Origin of the sequence: Paraburkholderia hospita, from assembly GCF_002902965.1 — a bacterium.
GTDB lineage: Bacteria > Pseudomonadota > Gammaproteobacteria > Burkholderiales > Burkholderiaceae > Paraburkholderia > Paraburkholderia hospita.
Genome location: NZ_CP026106.1, coordinates 2841205 through 2859313, shown reverse-complemented (window position 1 = coordinate 2859313; position 18109 = coordinate 2841205). Strand labels below are relative to the sequence as shown.

Sequence of the window (18109 nt, the reverse complement as noted above, 5' to 3'; positions counted from 1 at the left end):
TTTGCAGCCAGCAAATATGTTTGGAAGTTTTTTAGCCCGAACCATGCTTATGGCATCGACGGGGTTCTCATCCTAATGCGGCGGTTTTTAAATTTCAATCGGAATTAACAGTATGCCGCAAAGTACTTTTGTCGGATTGATGTGCGGCAAGTATTTCGTGTGTAAATCAGGCGTCCAGGAAAATACTGCTGACTTGCCTTCGCGAAAGTGGCGGTTAGGCGCTAGCCCTTTACCGACAAGGTCAGACGGGATACTCGCGGCGCATTGATACGTACGATCATGCTTTAAAAACGTTTTCCAGGCACCCTGCGGGGAACGCTAATCATAGATAAAATCCAGCTTTAAAGATGAATGACCTGGGCGTGCTTCGAATAAATAATATTAATCATACGTGGCTGCTTAATGATTGATCGAATTGGTTAATCACCACGCGTTTGTCGAGCCGTCTTCGACGTCGGGATTTTTACTGGAGCGCGCCCCTCGCATCGCTCGATAGACCGCGCAGCGACCCCTAAAGCCCCGCCGTTCGCGCCCTTTCTCGTACGTGGCGATATTCTCCGTGCTATTTTTCTACCCGTCAGGCTGCGCGCGAGATGCAGCCGGCAGTCGGAACGCGCTGACGCCGTTCCGTTCGATTGGGCAACGTCTGTCGCAGCAGAGGGTGTTGCCGCCAAACAATGACAGGGCACAGGAAATGGATCGCTTTGAGGCAATGGAGATCTTCACTCGCGTGGTGGACGCGAACAGCTTTTCGAAGGTATCGGAAATGCTCGATTTGCCGCGCGCAAAGGTGAGCAGGACGATTCAGGCGCTCGAAGAGCATGTCGGCGTGCGCCTGCTGAACCGTTCGACGCGGCAGGTGAGCGTGACGGAAGACGGCGCGCTGTTCTACGATCGGTGCGTGCGCATCCTCGCCGAAGTGGCGGACGCCGAATCGTCGCTGTCGAACAAGCGGGAAAGTCCGGCGGGCACGATTCGCGTCGATACGTCGGGCACGCTTGCGCGCGCACTGCTACTGCCTTCGCTCGACGACTTTTATCAACGCTTTCCGGAAATCGACGTGCGCCTCGGTCTCGCGGATCGCAATATCGATCTGATCCAGGACGGCGTGGATTGCGTGATCCGCATGGGCATGCTCGAAGAATCGAGCCTGGTTGCCAAGCGCATCGGCAGCGCGCGCATCGTCACGTGCGCGTCACCCGCCTATCTGGAACGGCACGGCACGCCGAAGACGCTCGAAGAACTCAGCGAGCATCAGGCCGTGAACTACGTATCAGCGCGCTCGGGCAGAACGTTTCCGTTCGAGTACAACGTCGGCGGCGAAGTCGTGAAGGTACAGATGAAGAGCGTGCTCGCCGTGAACGACGGCTCCGTCTATATCAACGCGGCCGCACTGGGCCACGGCATCATCCAGCCGTCGCGCTTCATGGTGTCCGAGTTGATCCGGCAGGGCGCGCTGACCGAAATCCTCACCGACTACGACAGCCCGACGACGCCGCTCTCCGTCGTCTACCCGCATCGCCGCAATCTCAGTTCGCGGCTGCGCGCGTTTGTCGACTGGGTATCGGAGATCGCGCACAAGAACCCCGATCTGGCTAGCAAGCACGACTGACCCGGGTGTTTGCCTGCTGCGTTCGCAGCGACCGCAGCAGGCAGGTCGATTCAAACGTTCTTCATGGGCTCGGCGGGATGCGGCGCATCTTCATACGCGCCCCAGATCGACTGATCGAAGTTGACGATCGAGCCCGTCATCAAGCCCGATTCGCTGCTGGCCAGAAATGCGACGGCGCGCGCTGCTTCGGCAGGGTCGATCAGACGGCCGAATGGTTGCGCGGCGGCGGCCTGTTTTAACCAGTCGTCGGCGGCGCCATGAAATTCCCGTTGAATGCGGTCTTCGCCGTCCGACGCCATCCAGCCCAGATTCAATCCATTCACGCGGATGCGATTGCGCAACAGCGCATATGCGGTGTTTTGCGTGAGCGTCGCGAGCGCGGCTTTCGATGCGCAATACGCGGAGATGAAGGGCTGCCCGGCCATCGCCGACATCGAGCCGATGTTGACGATCGTGCCTTCGATCCGCTCGCGCAGCATCACGCGTATCGTCTCCTGCATCAGAAAGAACGGCGCGCGCACATTGGTCGCGAACATGCGGTCGAATAGCGCGGGATCGGTATCGAGTATCGTGCCGCGATCGGTGAGCGCCGCTGCATTGACGAGTACATCGACACGGCCGAAGTGCTGATCGGCGGCAGCGACGACCTTGCGGCAATCATCGACATTCGCGAGATCCGCCTGCACGAACACGACTTTTGCACCGCGCGCCTCACCAAGCCGGCTCAGCTCGTGCGCTTTCGCTTCGCCTTTTTCTTTCGCGCGTCCGCAAATGACGACGCCACGTGCACCGCGTTCGATGAACAATGCGGCGATTGCGGCGCCCAGGCCTTGCGATCCGCCCGTGACAATCGCGACCTTCGAATCGAATTGCTCCATGCACTGTCTCCTTCAACGTTGTACTGCGATGGATAGTGAATATCTCGGCTTGCTGCGCGCGCGGCGTCGATGCGATCATGGCGCGTATGCCGACTACAACGAAGCCAGCCATGTCCGATACGCGCCGCCGCAAGACGAGCATGACTGACATTGCCCGTGCAGCGGGTGTCAGCGAGGCGACAGTCGATCGGGTATTGAACGGGCGCGGCGGCGTCTCGCGCGACAAGGAAACGCGCGTGCTCGAATGGGCGCGCAAGCTGAAGATCGATCGCGCGCTCGAAGCGGTGTCGGTGCGCTGGCTGCGCATCGCGATCCTGTTGCAGCAGCCCGTCGCGCAGTATTACGTGCATCTGAAGCAGGGCTTCGAACTCGCGCAAAAGACCTTCGAAACGCAGCGCGTGATTTGCGCCGTGACGTACTTCGACAGCCTCGAGCCGCAGGCCGTCGTCGAGACGATCGAGCGCGCGACGCGCAAGGCCGATGCGCTCGTGATCGTTGCGTATGAGCACCCGGATATCACGGCGGCGCTGCGTCACGTGAGCCACAGAATGCCTGTCGTGACGCTCGCGAGCGATCTGCCCGGCACGGGCAGGCTCGCTTATGTGGGCATCGACAATCGCTGTGCGGGGCGCGTCGCTGGCGAGCTGATGGGCCGCTTTCTCGGCGACGCGGGCGGCAAGGTGCTGGTGATGACGGGCATGCATGACTTTCTTGGCCATGAAGAACGTGAAAGCGGTTTTCGTTCTGTGCTGCGTCGGCGCTTTCCGAGTTGCGACATCGTCGAGACCGTGGAGAGCCGCGAGCAATCGTCGATCACCGAAAGTCTCGCGCGCGACGCGTTTCGCCGCTATCCGGATCTGCGCGGCATCTACAACATCTCGGTTGGCGACGAAGGCATCGGCAACGTGTTGCGCACGCTCGACCGTGTGCACAAGACGGTGCTGATCGGGCACGAACTCAACGACACGTCGCGGCGTCTTCTGATCGAAGGCGTGCTCGATGCGGTGCTCGACCAGAACCCCGTGGGCGAAGCGCTGCATTCGATCGAAGTGATCCTGCGTCACTATCATCGCGATCCCGGCGTGACGTTGGCGCAGCAGATTCCCGTAACGGTGCTGCTGCGCGAGAACCTGCCGCTTACGGACTAGCGTCGAGCGCAACCGCTTCCTGCTGCGTCACTTCGTTCCACAACTCGCGTATCCAGTCGCGCATCAATAGCGATTCGGCCCAGCGGTCTGTCGTGTCGTTGCCGTCGCGACCGATGATCGCGTAAGGCTTCGGCCCGAGTTCGCAGGTGAAGACGAGCGTGTCGTCAGGTCCGGCGCGCTTGCGCCACGACACGAAACCGTCGCGCCACCAGCGCAGGAACAGATCGACCCACATGCGGTGCGGCTCGAAAGAAATTTCGATCTGCACCTGCTCGCGGCTCGCGACGCGTCCATGAAACGCCCACGAATGATCGATGATTCGTTGCATCGCCGCTTCGTTTGCTTCGTTCACGGGCCACGCGAATTCACGGCCGACGAGGTAATGCGACAGATCGCCAAGCAGACGCAGATCGGGCCGAGCGTCGAGCAGATCGAGCGTGAAGTGCAGGTCGGTCGTCATGCGGTCGCGATGCGTTTCGATGTAGACGGGAATGTCCACCTGTTCCGCGAGCCGCTGCCAGCCGTCGATCAGTTCGAGCGCATCGGCGACACGGCGCGGCCGCACGTCCGGTTGCAAGTCGATATGATGCGCGCCGAACTCGACAGCATGTTCGAGTATCGGGCACAGGTCTTCGACGGTGCGCGGAAAGCATTGCGCCTCTGCTTGCAGGCCATATTGCGCAAGCACTTGCGAAAGACGCCGCACGTCTTCGCGCGAGCCATACGATGTGCTCACGCCTTCGAATCCCGCTTGCGCGATCATCGCGACGTTCTCTTCGAGCGTGCGCTCGAAGTCGTCGGTATGCCGCCGCTCCATCGCCCACAGCGACTGATACACGGCGAGCCGTTGCGTCATAGCGCCTCCGCGGCGACGAGTCCCTTCAGTTTGACGCTGCGATCTTCGAGCAATGCCGGCTCGATGCAGGCGCGCTGCCCGATCAGGGTCTGTGCGACGCGCACATCGCGCGCGATCTCGCTGACCTTGCCGACACCGCTTGCGCCGACCAGCACGCCGTCGCGATCGAGCGCGAAGAAAATGCGCGACGTGTCGCCCGTTTCGCGCACCACGCTCTCTACACCGAACGCGGGCAGGCCGGCAATCTGGATCGTCATGTCGTACTGATTCGACCAGAACCACGGCACTTCCGAATACGTCTCGCCGCGCTCCAGCATGTTGCGCGCGACGATGCGCGCGTGATCTTCGGCGTTCTTCCAGCATTCGAGCCGGATGCGCCGCCTGAACAGACGGTGCGGAAACGAGCACACGTCGCCCGCTGCGAAGATATGCGGGTCGTTCGTGCGCAAAGTGTCGTCGACGGCGATGCCGTCCGCGACATCGATGCCTGCCGCTTCCGCGAGTTCCGTGCGCGGCTTTACGCCAATGCCGACCACGACGCAATCGCAGTCGATCTGCGTGCCGTCCTTGAGCTTGACGCCCGACACGCGCGTGCTGCCAAGCAGGCGATCGATCTGCGCGGCGAAATGGATCTGCACGCCCATCTGGCGATGCCTGTCGATCAGATAGCCCGCCACGACTTCCGGCACCGCGCGCATCAACGCGCGCGCGCCGGCTTCGATGACGACCACTTCACAGCCGCGCGCCACAGCGGATGCGGCAACTTCAAGGCCGATGAAGCCCGCGCCGACAATCGCAATGCGCCGTGCGGGCTGCAATACTTCGGCGAGCGCGTTGGCATCGCTTGCAGTGCGCAGCAGATGCACGCCATCGAGATTCGCGCCCGGCACGTCGAGCCGCCGCGGCTCGGCGCCCGTCGCGATCAGCAGACGCTGATAGTCGATCGTGCGTGCGTCGCGCAACACGACCTTGCGCGCGCCGCGATCGATCTGCTGCACGCAGGCATCGACGCGTAAGTCGATGCGCTGGTCGCGATAGAACGCGTCGTCGTAGAACGCGCATTGCGCGGTGCTGCGTTCGCCGAGCAGCACGGCTTTCGACAGCGGCGGCCGGTCGTACGGTGCCGAGCCTTCGTTGCCGAGCAGTGTTATTTCGCCCTCCCAGCCGTTCTCGCGCAGCGCGGCTGCGGTGCGCACGCCGCATTGGCCTGCGCCGACAATCACCATCGCGGGTTGCGCGCTCATGATGCGTCCTGTACGGGAAGGCCGAGCAGAACTTCGCCCTCTTCGACGCGCACCGGATAGGTCTTCAGATGCACGCAAACGGGCGCGCTCTTCGCCTTGCCGCTCGGAATGTCAAAGCGCCCTTGATGCAGCGGACATTCGATCTCGCGATTGACGACGAAGCCATCGGCGAGATGCGCCTGCTCATGCGTGCACCAGCCATCCGATGCGTAGTAGCCTTCCGCGATGCGATAGACCGCGTAGCTCGCGCCATCGTGATCGAAGCGCATCACGTCTTCCTCGTCGATATCGTCGGGCGCGCAAGCGGCAATCCAGTGGACCTTTGCATTCGTTTCGACGCTCATGGCTATCTCCTCCAATGTTCTTTGTGCGTTGGTCGCGGCGATCACGCTGCGGGAAGGGTCCGCTCGATCACGTGCGTCGGGTCGGTGCGCTGCTTCCACAACGCGGGCAGCATCTCGCGATACGCGGCATACACGCTTGGGTACGCGGGTGGCAACTGCTCCTTGATCGCTTCGTGAAGGCGCGGCAGCGCATGGAACGGCACCATCGGCAGCAAATGATGTTCGAGGTGATAGTTCATGTTCAGATAGAGAAAGCGGAACACGAAGTTGGTCTGCACGGTGCGCGTGTTCAGCCGGTGATCCTTCACGTTGACAGCGAGCCCCGCATGCTGCGTGAGGCCGAGCAGTTGATGCAGCCAGCCGCCGTAAAAGCGCGGCGTCCATACGAACATCAGCGGCAGGAAGCTGTGCATTGCGACCGCGAGTGCAATCGTGCCGATCACGACGGCCAGATAGATACGGCACGACCAGATCATTTTCGGCTTTTCGCTCGCGGGCAGAAACGCGTCGGTGGCGGCATCGACGCGGCCGAACGCATGACGCACGATCTTGCCGATTTCGAGTGTGCAGCCGACCAGCCCCACGAAATCCACGACGATGGGCAGCACTTTGGTCGGGCGCGTGACCTGGATCTCGGGGTCGCGCATCTGAAAGTACGTGTGCGTGTGATGGCGCGCATGGCTCCAGCGCCACCAGTAGCCTTCGCGGATCGTCATGAACGACGACAGGTGATAGAACGCGTCGTTGATCCAGCGCGTCTTGAACGGTGTGCCGTGCGACAGCTCATGCCAGCGCGCGTCGCTCGACGAATAGATCGTGCCGTACACGAAGAATGCAGGGATGGCCCACCATGTTCCCCATGTGAAGGCCGCGACCGCGCCGGACGCGACGAGCAACGCGAACCACGGAATGAAATTGCGCAGGCCCGCCGCATCGTCGCGCTTCATCAGTTCCTTGAGCACCGCGCGCGGAATGCGCGGCTGATACCACTGCTCGGCGATGCGTGCGTCGAAGGAGGGATCGGTGGGACTGGGCGTGGCGGTGCTGCCGCCGTCGACGGCAGAGCTCGAGGACATGAGTCGTCTCCTTCTTTGTGATTTGCGGGAATCCCATCAGCGCAGCGCTTCAGGGACACATTCCGTTTGCACAAAGATAGTTGAAGGAGAGCGAAGCCTCACGCCGAAAAATGATGGCTTTCCATCAAGTGGCGGCGAGCGCGCGACGGCGCGCGGCGGAACAGGGACTTAGGGGCGCAGCAGATCGTATCCGCCGAACACGACGACTCCGCTCAATGCGATGAGCGCAACCGAGTGCTGGCCAAAATAAAGGAGCGCGGCGGCGGACCACGTCGTCAGACAAAAGGCGGCAATGCGTTTCATGCTGGTACTACTCTACAAGAAGGAACAACTGCAATTTACGGGTTTTCCCTATATATCACAGTTGTGCCGGACGCATCTGCATACCGCCCACTAGAGACTTGTAGGTCTGCGTGCACGTGACCCCATGCAGGCCGGCGGACTTTCATCACATCAATTTCGGCTACGCCGCGAACACGACAAGAGTTTTGCATTCACGCCGAAAGTACACGGCGTTACTTTGCAAACAACGAAACAGGGCGGCCAGAAGGCCGCCCTGCTGACAACTCATAAAGCCGCTTGCGTCGTTTATGCGCGATCGATCGAGTACTTGCCCGGACCCGTCACGAACAACAGCAGCAAGCCGCCAATGATGCTGATGTTCTTGTAGAAGTTGATCATGTTGACGTACTGCTCCATGCCCGTCTGCGTCCAGAAGTGGTGGCCGATGAACGCGGTGCCAAGCGTATAGACCGCGAGCAGCAGTGCAAGCACGCGCGTCTTGAAGCCCACGGCAATGACGATACCAACGGCCAGTTCCATTACGATCGCGATCACGGCAGCCAATGCCGGGACGGGCGCGCCCGTCGACGCCATGTATTGCTCTGTGCCTGAGAAGCCGGTGAGCTTGCTCCAGCCAAACAGCACGAAAAGTACTACCAGCAGCACGCGTGCGACGAGCAGCAGTGCATCCTTGCGTTGTTCGATAAAGGTGTTCATGTTCAATCCTCTTTCAATGTAGTCGGGTCTTTGGCGTTCGCCGCTCAGGACCACAATTCCGATACTTCGTTATTGCGCAGGTCGAATACGAGTACTTCCGCATCCTGGCCTTCAGTGAATTCGAGGCGACGCTCGTTGCGAATACGCGCGCCGTCGCCTTCGTTCAACTCGACGCCGTTCAGTTTCACGCTGCCGCGCGCCACGTGTACGTAGGCAAAGCGGTCGGCGGCGATATCGACTCCGGCCGTTTCATTGCCGTCGAAAAGGCCTGCATACACACGCGCGTCCTGGCGCAATTCGAGCGAGCCATCCGTGCCTTCAGGCGACAACACGAGACGCAACTTGCCGCGCTTGTCTTGCGCCGAAAAGTTCTGCTGCAGGTAACGCGGCGTCGCGCCCTTGACCGACGGTGCGATCCAGATCTGCAGGAAGTGCACGGAGTCGCTTGCCGAGTGATTGAACTCGCTGTGCGCGACGCCCGTGCCCGCGCTCATCAGTTGCACGTCGCCGGGGACGATGACGGAACCCGTGCCCATCGAATCCTTGTGCTCGAGCGCGCCTTCCAGCACGTACGAGAAGATTTCCATGTCGCGGTGCGGATGCTTGCCGAAGCCGCGGCCGGGAGCCACGCGGTCGTCGTTGATCACGAGCAGGTCGGAGAAGCCGATCTGCTTCGGATCGTAGTAGTTCGCGAAAGAAAACGTATGACGCGAGCTAAGCCAGCCGTGTTCGGCGCGTCCGCGTTCGTTGGCGTGTCTGATGTCGATCATTTCTCTTCTCCGTTATTGAATGGCTTTTGCTTCTCGTGACATCGGCGGTGCCGTTGTCTGAAGCAGTGATTGAAGTGTAGGTCAATCAGAGTGGCTATAATCGACGTCAAAAGAGAATCACTGTCACATTGAAGTGGACAATTAACGCGTAACGCAAGGGCAAAGCCATGCAGCTGGACGATCTGAAGATCTTCGTCGCCACCGTCGACGCGCGCAATTTCACCGCGGCCGCGGTCCGCATGCAACTGTCGAAGCAGTTCGTCAGCCGCCGCGTGATGGCGCTGGAGGAGAGCCTCGGCGTGCGGCTGCTGGTGCGCAACACGCGCAAGCTCGCGGTGACGGACCTCGGCTACGAGTTCTATCAGCGCGCGACGCGCATCCTCGGCGACGTGGAGGACGCCGAGCAGGCGATGTCGTCGGGGCGCTCGGACCCGCGCGGACTGCTGCGCGTCAGCGCGCCGATGTCGTTCGGGATGATTCATCTGTCGCCGCTGGTCGCCGCGTTTCTGCGCGCGAATGCCGACGTGCGTATCGACCTGGAGTTGAGCGACCGCGTCGTCGATGTGGTCGGCGAAGGTTTCGACATGGCACTGCGTATCGGCACGCTTGCGGATTCGACGCTGATCGCGCAAAAGCTCGCTGAAATCCGCATGGTCGCGTGTTGCAGCCCCGCGTATCGCAAGACGCGGCGTCCGCCGGCGACGCCCGACGATCTCGCGCGCCATGCGTGCCTGCTATATGGGCAGGAAGCGCGCAGCGGCTGGGAATACATAGTGGATGGCGCGAGCCGGACGGTCGAGGTGCATGGCCCGCTGCGTGTGAACAACGGCGAAGTGATCCGCGATGCCGCGATTGCGGGGCTCGGCATTGCGCGTCTGCCGGAATTCATCGTGGCCGATGCGCTGGCGAGCGGCAAGCTGGTCGAAGTGCTCGGTGAGTACGTCTCGCCGCCGTTGACACTGTACGCCGTGTACCCGCAGCACCGGCAGGCTTCCGTGACGATACGCGCGTTCACGCAGTTCTTGCGCGACCGTTTTGTCAAAGCCGTTTTGCCAAAGCCCGTTTTGCCAAAGCGTTAGACAGCAAATAGCGCAGCGTTCCAGACAATCAATTGAAAGCTTCGGCGGGCATTGGATAACGGCTGGTTACAGTGCGAGCAGCAATAAAGCTTTTCGCAGATAATGCGCGTGCCTTTGCGGGCGCGTGCAACGGGCGCGTGCAACGAGCGCCTGCGTGAATATGCACGTTCACGCCTGTTTGCCACGCGCATCAGCAAAGCGGATTCAATCAGATAGACCAAAGAGGGACAAACGTGGAACCTACCGAACCGGCCGGCCGTTCATGGCTCTGGCTCATCTTGCTGATCCCCTATATCGCGCTGCTGTGGCTGCCTTTCTATAACGATACGCGCCCGTCATTCGCCGGCTTTCCTTTCTTTTACTGGTATCAGTTTCTGTGGGTTCCGCTCACGTCGCTGCTGATCTACGTCGTGTACCGGGGCATTAAATGAGTGATCTGAACCCTGTGAACCCGGTCGCGATGACCGTCTTCGTCGCATTCTTTCTTCTCGTCACCGTATTGGGTTTCGTTGCCGCGCGCTGGAAAGCGGGCGATCTCACGCAACTGCACGAGTGGGGTCTTGGTGGCCGGCAATTCGGCACGGTCATTTCGTGGTTTCTGGTAGGCGGCGATTTCTATACGGCCTATACGGTGATCGCGGTGCCGGCACTGGTCTATTCGGTTGGCGCTTATGGCTTCTTTGCGCTGCCTTATACGATCATCGTCTATCCGTTCGTGTTCGCGGTGATGCCGAAGCTGTGGAAGATCGCGCACGCGAAGAACCACATCACGGCAGCCGACTACGTGCAAGGCGAGTACGGCGGCAAGTGGTTCCCGGCGGCCGTCGCGCTGACGGGCATCGTCGCGACGATGCCGTATATCGCGCTGCAGCTGGTCGGCATGCAGGTTGTCATCAAGGGACTTGGCATCTCGGGTGAAGCACCGCTCGTGATCGCGTTCATCATCCTCGCGCTCTATACGTATACGAGCGGCCTGCGTGCGCCGGCGATGATCGCGTTCGTCAAGGACATCATGATCTATATCGTCGTGATCGCGGCGGTGTGGCTGATTCCGTCGAAGCTCGGCGGCTATGGCCATGTGTTTGATGCAGCGGACACCTACTTCAAGGCCAAGGGCGGCGCGACGGGCATCATCCTCAAGCCGACGCAATTCACCGCGTATGCGTCGCTTGCGCTCGGCTCGGCGCTCGCGGCCTTCATGTATCCGCACACGATGACAGCCGTGCTGTCGTCTTCGTCGATGCAGACCGTGCGCAAGAACGCGATCTTCCTGCCCGCGTACACGCTGCTGCTCGGCCTGATCGCGCTGCTCGGCTATATGGCGATTGCCGCGGGCATTCACGTGAAATCGCCGTCCGACATCGTGCCGACGCTGTTCGGCACGCTGTTCCCGTCGTGGTTCGTCGGCTTTGCGGCGGCGGCCATTGCGATCAGCGCGCTGGTGCCCGCCGCCATCATGTCCATCGGCGCGGCGAACCTGTTCACGCGCAATCTGTGGCGTCCGCTGGTGTCGCCGAACATGGCGCCTGCTCAGGAAGCATCGACGGCGAAGATCGTGTCACTCGTCGTCAAGTTCGGCGCGCTGCTGTTCATCGTGTTCCTGCCCACGCAATACGCGATCGACCTGCAACTGCTCGGCGGCGTGTGGATTCTGCAGATCTTCCCGGCCATCGTGTTCTCGTTGTATACGCGCCGTCTGAACACGCCGGGCCTGTTCTTCGGCTGGCTGGTCGGCATCGTGCTCGGCACGGGACTCGCGGTTTCGCAGGGCCTCAAGCCCGTGTTCGCGCTGCATGTCGGCGATTCGACCTGGCCGCTTTATATCGGCCTGATCGCGCTGGTCGTGAACGTGGTGGTGACGTTCGTCGTTTCGATGGTCACGCCGAAGCGCGCTCACGTCTGATCGCGCTGTAGCTGTATCGTTCGGCCGAATCCGCCCGCGCAAGCGGCGCGGATTCGGCCGATGTCATTTCCGGCGTAGCATTACGATGCCGAATCTTGCAAAACGCCTGGACGTTCGCGCTGTTTTGGTAGGATGCAGCCTTTTCTGCCGATGGTGCGTTAGCGTGAGACAGTCGATACTGTCGTTCCTCCGGGAAATCTCCGTCTGGGCCTGGGCCCATGCAAAGCCGCCGCTCATGCGCGCGGTGCAACGTTTGCGCCGTCCGACATGGCGCGGCGTGGCGTTGTCGGTCGCCTCGATTCCCGCGCTTGTCCTGCTCTATGTGCTGATCCTGGTGCCGTTCACGCCGGGCATCGGGGACATACGCAAGGCGAAGATCGAGCAGCCCGCGCAGATCTATTCGGCGGACGGCAAGCTGCTCGCCGAATTCAAGCCGACTAACCGCGTGTGGATGAAGCTCTCCGACATCTCGCCGCATGTCGTCGACGCATTGATCTCCACGGAAGACCATCGCTTCTACGAGCATCACGGCATCGACTTTCGACGCACGGCGGGCGCGGCGCTGCATACGTTTTCTGGCGACCGCCAGGGCGGGTCGACGATCACGCAACAGCTCGCGCGCAATCTTTATCCCGATGACATCGGCCGCGCGCCGACGCTCACGCGCAAGATCAAGGAAGCGCTGACGGCCTTCAAGATCGAAGCGGTCTATACGAAAAGCGAGATTCTCGAAACGTACCTGAACACGGTGCCGTTTCTCTATAACGCGTACGGCATCGAAATGGCGGCGCGCACTTACTTCGACAAGTCCGCCGGCAGTCTGACCGTGCTCGAAAGCGCGACGCTGATCGGCATGTTGAAGGGCAATAGCTATTACAACCCGGTGATCAATCCCGAGCGCGCGCTGGACCGGCGCAATATCGTGCTCGGGCAGATGGTGAAATACGGGCGCCTGTCGCCGGCGCAATTCAATTCGCTCAAAGGAAAGCCTCTGCGCGTCGACTTCGAGCGCCAGATGGAGCCGCCCGGTCCCGCGCCGCATTTCGCGCAGCAATTGAAGAAGTGGCTGATCGCGTGGGCCGATGCGAACGACTACAACATCTACTCCGATGGACTCGTCGTGCGCACGACGATCGACGCGCGTCTGCAAACCATGGCGACCCAGGCGCTGACGTTCCAGGGCAACCAGTTGCAATCGATTGCGAATGCGGCGTGGAATGCGCGTAGCGCGTGCATCGGGCATAAGGATGTGTTCGACGCGTTCATCCGCGAGACGCCCGAATACCACAGTGCAAAAGATTCAGGCATGAGCGACGAAGATGCGCTCAAGCATCTGTCGGCGGATCGCGGGTTCATGAAGGCGCTGTGCGACAGCAAGACGCGCGTGCAGGCCGCATTCGTCGCGATGGACCCGCGCACTGGCGAGATCAAGGCGTGGGTCGGCAGTCGCGACTTTACGCAGGACCCGTTCGATCACGTGTCCCAGGCGCGCCGTCAGCCCGGTTCGACGTTCAAGCCGTTCGTCTATGGCGCGGCATTCGAGCAAGGCGCAAAACCGGACGATACCCTCCCCGATCAGGCCGTCGAAATCCCGCTGGCAGGCGGAGAAATCTGGCGTCCGAGCGACGAAGACGCGCCGAGCGGCCGACCGATCACGCTGCGCGATGGCCTCGCGTATTCGCGCAACCGCATTACGGCACAACTGATGGAGTCGGTTGGTCCCGCGAAGGTCGCGCGGCTCGCGCGCGCGATGGGCGTGCGCGACAGTCAGCTCGACGCGGTGCCTTCGCTGGCGCTGGGCACGAGCCCGGTGACGCTGAAAGAGATGGTGTCGTCGTACGGCACGATCGCGAACGAAGGCGCGTATGTCGCGCCGATGCTCGTCACGCGGATCGAAGACCGCAAGGGCGAAGTGCTCGCCGAGTTCCAGCCGTCGCGCGCCGACCGCGTGATGCCGATTGCCAGCGCGCAGACCCTGCTCGACGTGATGCGCTCGGTCGTCAACAAGGGAACGGGCTCGGCCATTCGCACGCGCTTCGGCATCCGCGCCGATGTCGCGGGCAAGACGGGCACGACGCAGGACAACGCGGACGGCTGGTTCATCCTGATGCATCCGCAACTCGTCGCGGGCGCATGGATCGGCTTCAACGACAGCCGTGTGACGTTGCGCAGCGACTACTGGGGGCAGGGCGCGCATAGCGCGTTGCCGATCGTCGGCGATTTCTTCCAGCGTTCGCTGCGCTCGCGTCTGGTCGATCCGCGCGCGAAGTTCGCGGAAGAGCCGCCGCCCGGCATGTTCGACACGTTGCGCATGAAGCTGCGCGCGTGGATGCAGTACCTGTTCTCGTCGTCCGCGAAGACGGAAGCACCTGCGCCGCGACCGAAGCCGCGTCCGGCACCCGCGACGCCTACCGCACCCGTGGTGCAGAATGCGTCGCCCGTTGCCGAGGCTTCCGCGCCGACGGATATCGAGCCGCCGCAAATCATTTCGCCCGCCGCATCGCAGCCGCCGATTCTGCCTTCGCCGGGTGAGGCGAGCGCAGTGGCGGCGGCGAGCGCGCCCGCCGCCGTCAACAGCGAAGCGCCCGCGTTTGCATCGACGCCTGCTGCAAACACGCCCGCGTCACAGCCTTGATCTGAAGCTCACTTCTTCGCTTTGCGTTTGGGCGCAGGAGAGGGCGCAGGCGCAGCGGACGGCTCGACGATCGGATAGGTATGCGGCGTGTAATAGCGCCCAATCGGCTCTCGTCCGTTGAACTTTTCGAAGTACTCATGCCAGTAATTCGCTGCGGCCCAGATCGCTTCAGGACATGATGCTCGCGATTCGAGCCCCGGCGTCAGGTCAAAATTTGCGGCGGCGCACACGGTTTCGATCATGCAGGTAGACGGCAAACCATAGTTGTCGTGCAGCGGATTCGGCGTGCGTGCCGCGCCCCATGCATAGGCGAGCCAGCGCAACACATGCTCGAGCGCGTCGAGCGTCGCGCGCGACTGCTCGAAGCTCGCCACTTTGTCGACAACCTTGTCCTGCGCAACGGGCAATGCGATCACGGCGATATTCGGAAAGCGCGACGTATCGTCGAAATCCGTCAACGGACGCGCGACCACGCCATTCACGCGCGCCGCAAACGCAGGCCCTTCCGGCTGATGCAAAGGCACGTGCAACGCTTCGGCGTTCTTGAGCGTCGCGCTTGCGAGCCGCACGAGAATCGACTCGGACCAGAACGACGGCAGCATATCGTGCCGCAGATGCGATTGCGCGACGCGTACGCGAAACGCCAGCGTATCGCTGCCGCCCAGCAGCACGACATAGGTCCATTCATCGGGGCCGCCCGCTTTCATATCGAGTACCGCGCGCTCGCCCCATGCGGTATTGCTCTCGCCGTCCTGGCGCTCGAATGGCGTGAACTGCGGATTCGATTGTGTCGTCGTCGATCGTACGATCTTCAGCATGACCTTGCCTCGTCTTTTTTGATTAACGCGCGCGCAGTTCGAAGCGCGTCGTGGATTCCGATTGTGAAAGCGCTTTATCGCTGGAAATGCCGTAGTACATGACCTGCATATCGACGCCGCTGCCCACGCGCGTGAACGACAGGATCGCAACCTGATCGCCGCGTCGCCCGAATTCCTGCTTAAGTGTGAAGCGATGATTCACGCCGAAGCGGTCCGGCACATTCTCGGGATCGGAATGACGCGGCCACGCATTGCCGCCGCCGAAAATTCCTTTGACCGAATTGGCCGCTTCTTTCGCGGTGTCGAGCAACGGCGTGCGAATCAGCCGCGACGGCGAGGCAATGACTTCGTAAAGCGCCGTGCTCGTCTGCAGATCGTGACCCGATGCGACGCGTCCCCAATGCACGTCGCCCGTCATGTAGACGATGGGAATGCCGTTGTCCGCGAGCCGGCCCAAGGTCGCTTGCAGCACGTCGAATTGCGCGTAGTTCGGCATTTCGGCGTCGAAGGTCTTTTTGCGCCAGTTGCTTTCGGGCGGATCGATGAAGAGCGCCTGGCCTGAAGCGAGCAGGCCGACAACCGGTTGCCCTGCGGCGTGCGTATCGACGAGATCTTTTTCCCAGGCCTGCATCGCCGCAACGGCTTTAGGGCCCATCAACGATTTGAACGTGCTGTCGCGGTCACAGCGCATATCGACGAACAGCATCTTCAACGGCTCGACGTCGAGCCGGATCGCGCCGCCCGCGCCGCCTGGCGCGCCGCCGATCTGGTAGTCCTCGTAAAGCGCGCGCGCCGTGTCACCGAGCAACTGGCGCGATCCATCCGTCCACGTATCGGGCAACTGCTTTTGTGCAAACGGATAGTTGTTCCAGAACTCGTGATCGTCGGGAATGCACACGACGGGCGCGCGCTCCAGCACCGATTGCAACCCCGGCACGCGCAACGCGCCGGAGAGCCAGTTGAGGTAGTACTTGTTGGCGAGCAGACGCGCGCGGTCAGGGTTCTGGTCGGGCACGCGCTGCGTGAGCGGCAGGTCGAGGTACACCTGATCGCCCGCGAGCACGGTCAGATGCGGTTGCACCTTGATCTGCGAGACGATCGTGCCGAGTAGTCCATCGATATCTTCCGGCTGCGAATAGCACGACGACAACAGGATATTGAAGCTGCCGTCCATCAGCGTCGGCACTTCTTTCGGCAATGAAGTACTGGCGAATTCGAACTGTTCGCCACCAGCGTCGACAAGGATCTGACGTGGCCGCGAGTCGTCCGGCACGTTGAAGCGCAGCACGCATTGATGATTGATGGCCTGGCCGTTGTCGTCGACGCTGAAATCGCGAATCGGAAAGAACGCGGGCGGCTCGAGCGGCACGGCCGCTTGCCGGTCGATGGAAACCTGCGGCACGGGCGGCGCGGCCACGCCGAACATGCCGATCCATAGCTGCAACAGGCCCGGCTGGCTGGCCTGTACGTAAGCCGTCAGTAGCATCGGTGCACCTTTGTCTTTTTCGTCTTATGAAAGCTATTTGTCTGGTTCGAATAAGACGAGGCTAGTCGATGCAAACTGAATTGCAACCGGAAAACGCTTTAATGCATTGCATATTCAAAGATGCGCGCCGCGATGGCTGTTACGCAAAGCGCTCTTGCTGAAGGATGCGAATCATCGAATGCGCGTTCCGTTGCGCAGCGTCTTCAAAGCAGTTGTTGAACACGACATGCGTGCGCCCCGCGCGTTTCGCGATCTCCCGCACGGGCACCGCGATCTCTTCGAGTTCACCCTCGGTATAGTCGTAATTGAAGCGGCCGGCTGCCGTCGTGCTGCCGCTCCAGGTCTCCGCATTGCGGCCGTGCAATCGCACGATCACCAGTTCCGGCGACGTCGCTTCCCACACGGTATGCGCGCGATTCGGCACGCCTTCGGGCGCATCCATCACCACATGCACGAGGCCGTGCTCGCGCTCGAATGCGAGCGTCGATTCGCGATTCCGGTCGTCGAGCCAGCTGGCATTGCGGAATTCGAATGCCGTCAGATAGGGCGTCATCCGGTCCGCGCAGTGCCGCACGTGTGATTTATCGCGCGGCGCGGTGGAGATCCACGGCGCGAACTGGAACAGCACGGCGCCGAGCTTGCCCGCTGTGCGCAGCGGTTCGAGCGCTTCGAAAAAGCGCCGCCACATCTCGTCGACGACGTCGGGCGGTACGTCGCGGTAGTAGAGGTTTGTTTTATCGCTTTGCGGCAGCAGCGGCTGAATGTCCGGTGGGAAGAACTTGCGCTCCGTCTGATGCCCGGTGAAAAGCCGGAATGCCTTGACGTTGAACGTAAAGTGCTCAGGCGTGCGTTCGGCCCACAACGCGCTGGTCGCCGCGCTGGGCATTGCGTAGTACGACGCATCGACTTCGACCATTGGAAACTGGCTCGAATAGAACCGCAGGCGTGCCTCGGCGCTCGTGCAGCCCTTCGGATAGAAGCGGCCGGATTTGATGAGCGTGGCGTCCGTCCACGACGCCGTCCCGACTTCGATCGACATGGCTCGTCTTCCGTGCAGGTCAGTGCGGCCATCGTACTGCATGTGCGCGTGGATCATAAGCACGCTGAGTACTCGGCGCGGACCGATATGTGCGCCGCGCCGCATTGGTGCAAACCCCGGCTTCAGAACAGTTTACGCACGATCGTTATAGAAAGTGGAAGCCATTCGAAGATGCAGTCATTCCCTGCACTGACGCTGTCACGCGGCGGTTGGCGCCGCAGA

Annotated in this window: 17 protein-coding genes; 6 read left to right on the top strand and 11 right to left on the bottom strand. The window is 61.5% G+C overall.

Annotated elements, in window-relative coordinates; translation table 11 throughout:
* The first annotated feature begins 694 nt into the window (after nt 1-694).
* Nucleotides 695-1612, top strand: coding sequence for a LysR family transcriptional regulator (locus C2L64_RS31415; protein ID WP_039902872.1), 918 nt, complete (start codon nt 695-697; stop codon nt 1610-1612).
* 50 nt (nt 1613-1662) lie between these two features.
* On the opposite strand, the gene C2L64_RS31410 is transcribed toward C2L64_RS31415, so the two are convergent.
* Entirely contained in the window at nt 1663-2490 is an 828-nt protein-coding gene (locus C2L64_RS31410) for an SDR family oxidoreductase (protein ID WP_009771188.1), read from the bottom strand.
* 110 nt (nt 2491-2600) lie between these two features.
* Here C2L64_RS31410 and C2L64_RS31405 point away from each other — a divergent pair, with 110 nt between their 5' ends.
* Entirely contained in the window at nt 2601-3638 is a 1038-nt protein-coding gene (locus C2L64_RS31405; RefSeq protein WP_007731890.1) for a LacI family DNA-binding transcriptional regulator, read from the top strand.
* On the opposite strand, the gene C2L64_RS31400 is transcribed toward C2L64_RS31405, so the two are convergent.
* From C2L64_RS31400 to C2L64_RS31375, 7 genes are all read right to left on the bottom strand, one after another.
* Complete coding sequence (locus tag C2L64_RS31400) at nt 3628-4494, bottom strand: sugar phosphate isomerase/epimerase family protein (protein ID WP_009771189.1); 867 nt, start codon at nt 4492-4494, stop codon at nt 3628-3630. The two genes, C2L64_RS31405 and C2L64_RS31400, sit on opposite strands and share 11 nt — an antisense overlap.
* Complete coding sequence (locus C2L64_RS31395; protein WP_009771190.1) at nt 4491-5738, bottom strand: NAD(P)/FAD-dependent oxidoreductase; 1248 nt, start codon at nt 5736-5738, stop codon at nt 4491-4493. Before C2L64_RS31395 ends, C2L64_RS31400 begins: the two co-directional genes overlap by 4 nt.
* Entirely contained in the window at nt 5735-6082 is a 348-nt protein-coding gene (locus C2L64_RS31390; RefSeq protein ID WP_009771191.1) for a MocE family 2Fe-2S type ferredoxin, read from the bottom strand. The genes C2L64_RS31395 and C2L64_RS31390 overlap by 4 nt, the downstream gene beginning before the upstream one ends.
* Before the next feature lie 41 nt (nt 6083-6123).
* The gene (locus C2L64_RS31385; protein ID WP_009771192.1) at nt 6124-7158 is read right to left on the bottom strand and encodes a fatty acid desaturase; all 1035 of its coding nucleotides are present in this window, start codon (nt 7156-7158) and stop codon (nt 6124-6126) included.
* Nucleotides 7159-7326: 168 nt separating this feature from the next.
* Complete coding sequence (locus C2L64_RS55900) at nt 7327-7461, bottom strand: hypothetical protein (protein WP_007731897.1); 135 nt, start codon at nt 7459-7461, stop codon at nt 7327-7329.
* A 285-nt stretch (nt 7462-7746) separates the two neighbouring features.
* Complete coding sequence (locus tag C2L64_RS31380) at nt 7747-8157, bottom strand: DoxX family protein (RefSeq protein WP_009771193.1); 411 nt, start codon at nt 8155-8157, stop codon at nt 7747-7749.
* Nucleotides 8158-8201: 44 nt separating this feature from the next.
* Nucleotides 8202-8927: a pirin family protein gene (locus C2L64_RS31375; protein ID WP_009771194.1), complete on the bottom strand. Its 726-nt coding sequence runs from the start codon at nt 8925-8927 to the stop codon at nt 8202-8204.
* A 167-nt stretch (nt 8928-9094) separates the two neighbouring features.
* Between C2L64_RS31375 and C2L64_RS31370 the strand changes: the two genes are divergently transcribed.
* From C2L64_RS31370 to C2L64_RS31355, 4 genes are all read left to right on the top strand, one after another.
* A complete protein-coding gene (locus C2L64_RS31370) occupies nt 9095-10006 on the top strand; it encodes a LysR family transcriptional regulator (protein WP_009771195.1) in 912 nt (303 codons plus the stop codon).
* A 233-nt stretch (nt 10007-10239) separates the two neighbouring features.
* Complete coding sequence (locus C2L64_RS31365; RefSeq protein ID WP_007731907.1) at nt 10240-10437, top strand: DUF3311 domain-containing protein; 198 nt, start codon at nt 10240-10242, stop codon at nt 10435-10437.
* Nucleotides 10434-11909, top strand: a complete 1476-nt coding sequence (gene mctP, locus C2L64_RS31360) for a monocarboxylate uptake permease MctP (protein ID WP_009771196.1) — start codon at nt 10434-10436, stop codon at nt 11907-11909. The genes C2L64_RS31365 and mctP overlap by 4 nt, the downstream gene beginning before the upstream one ends.
* Nucleotides 11910-11994: 85 nt before the next feature.
* A complete protein-coding gene (locus C2L64_RS31355) occupies nt 11995-14544 on the top strand; it encodes a penicillin-binding protein 1A (RefSeq protein WP_238554890.1) in 2550 nt (849 codons plus the stop codon).
* Between the two features lie 8 nt (nt 14545-14552).
* On the opposite strand, the gene C2L64_RS31350 is transcribed toward C2L64_RS31355, so the two are convergent.
* From C2L64_RS31350 to C2L64_RS31340, 3 genes are all read right to left on the bottom strand, one after another.
* Entirely contained in the window at nt 14553-15362 is an 810-nt protein-coding gene (locus C2L64_RS31350; RefSeq protein WP_009771198.1) for a hypothetical protein, read from the bottom strand.
* Nucleotides 15363-15384: 22 nt separating this feature from the next.
* Complete coding sequence (locus C2L64_RS31345) at nt 15385-16848, bottom strand: metallophosphoesterase family protein (protein ID WP_009771199.1); 1464 nt, start codon at nt 16846-16848, stop codon at nt 15385-15387.
* A 139-nt stretch (nt 16849-16987) separates the two neighbouring features.
* Nucleotides 16988-17887, bottom strand: a complete 900-nt coding sequence (locus C2L64_RS31340; RefSeq protein ID WP_009771200.1) for a DUF72 domain-containing protein — start codon at nt 17885-17887, stop codon at nt 16988-16990.
* Nucleotides 17888-18109 lie beyond the last annotated feature (222 nt).

What these genes read in the sequence shown, in the direction of transcription:
- C2L64_RS31415 (WP_039902872.1), top strand. Translation starts at nt 695, where the DNA reads ATGGATCGCTTTGAGGCAATGGAGATCTTCACTCGCGTGGTGGACGCG.
- C2L64_RS31410 (WP_009771188.1), bottom strand. Translation starts at nt 2,490, where the DNA reads ATGGAGCAATTCGATTCGAAGGTCGCGATTGTCACGGGCGGATCGCAA.
- C2L64_RS31405 (WP_007731890.1), top strand. Translation starts at nt 2,601, where the DNA reads ATGTCCGATACGCGCCGCCGCAAGACGAGCATGACTGACATTGCCCGT.
- C2L64_RS31400 (WP_009771189.1), bottom strand. Translation starts at nt 4,494, where the DNA reads ATGACGCAACGGCTCGCCGTGTATCAGTCGCTGTGGGCGATGGAGCGG.
- C2L64_RS31395 (WP_009771190.1), bottom strand. Translation starts at nt 5,738, where the DNA reads ATGAGCGCGCAACCCGCGATGGTGATTGTCGGCGCAGGCCAATGCGGC.
- C2L64_RS31390 (WP_009771191.1), bottom strand. Translation starts at nt 6,082, where the DNA reads ATGAGCGTCGAAACGAATGCAAAGGTCCACTGGATTGCCGCTTGCGCG.
- C2L64_RS31385 (WP_009771192.1), bottom strand. Translation starts at nt 7,158, where the DNA reads ATGTCCTCGAGCTCTGCCGTCGACGGCGGCAGCACCGCCACGCCCAGT.
- C2L64_RS55900 (WP_007731897.1), bottom strand. Translation starts at nt 7,461, where the DNA reads ATGAAACGCATTGCCGCCTTTTGTCTGACGACGTGGTCCGCCGCCGCG.
- C2L64_RS31380 (WP_009771193.1), bottom strand. Translation starts at nt 8,157, where the DNA reads ATGAACACCTTTATCGAACAACGCAAGGATGCACTGCTGCTCGTCGCA.
- C2L64_RS31375 (WP_009771194.1), bottom strand. Translation starts at nt 8,927, where the DNA reads ATGATCGACATCAGACACGCCAACGAACGCGGACGCGCCGAACACGGC.
- C2L64_RS31370 (WP_009771195.1), top strand. Translation starts at nt 9,095, where the DNA reads ATGCAGCTGGACGATCTGAAGATCTTCGTCGCCACCGTCGACGCGCGC.
- mctP (WP_009771196.1), top strand. Translation starts at nt 10,434, where the DNA reads ATGAGTGATCTGAACCCTGTGAACCCGGTCGCGATGACCGTCTTCGTC.
- C2L64_RS31355 (WP_238554890.1), top strand. Translation starts at nt 11,995, where the DNA reads ATGCCGAATCTTGCAAAACGCCTGGACGTTCGCGCTGTTTTGGTAGGA.
- C2L64_RS31350 (WP_009771198.1), bottom strand. Translation starts at nt 15,362, where the DNA reads ATGCTGAAGATCGTACGATCGACGACGACACAATCGAATCCGCAGTTC.
- C2L64_RS31345 (WP_009771199.1), bottom strand. Translation starts at nt 16,848, where the DNA reads ATGCTACTGACGGCTTACGTACAGGCCAGCCAGCCGGGCCTGTTGCAG.
- C2L64_RS31340 (WP_009771200.1), bottom strand. Translation starts at nt 17,887, where the DNA reads ATGTCGATCGAAGTCGGGACGGCGTCGTGGACGGACGCCACGCTCATC.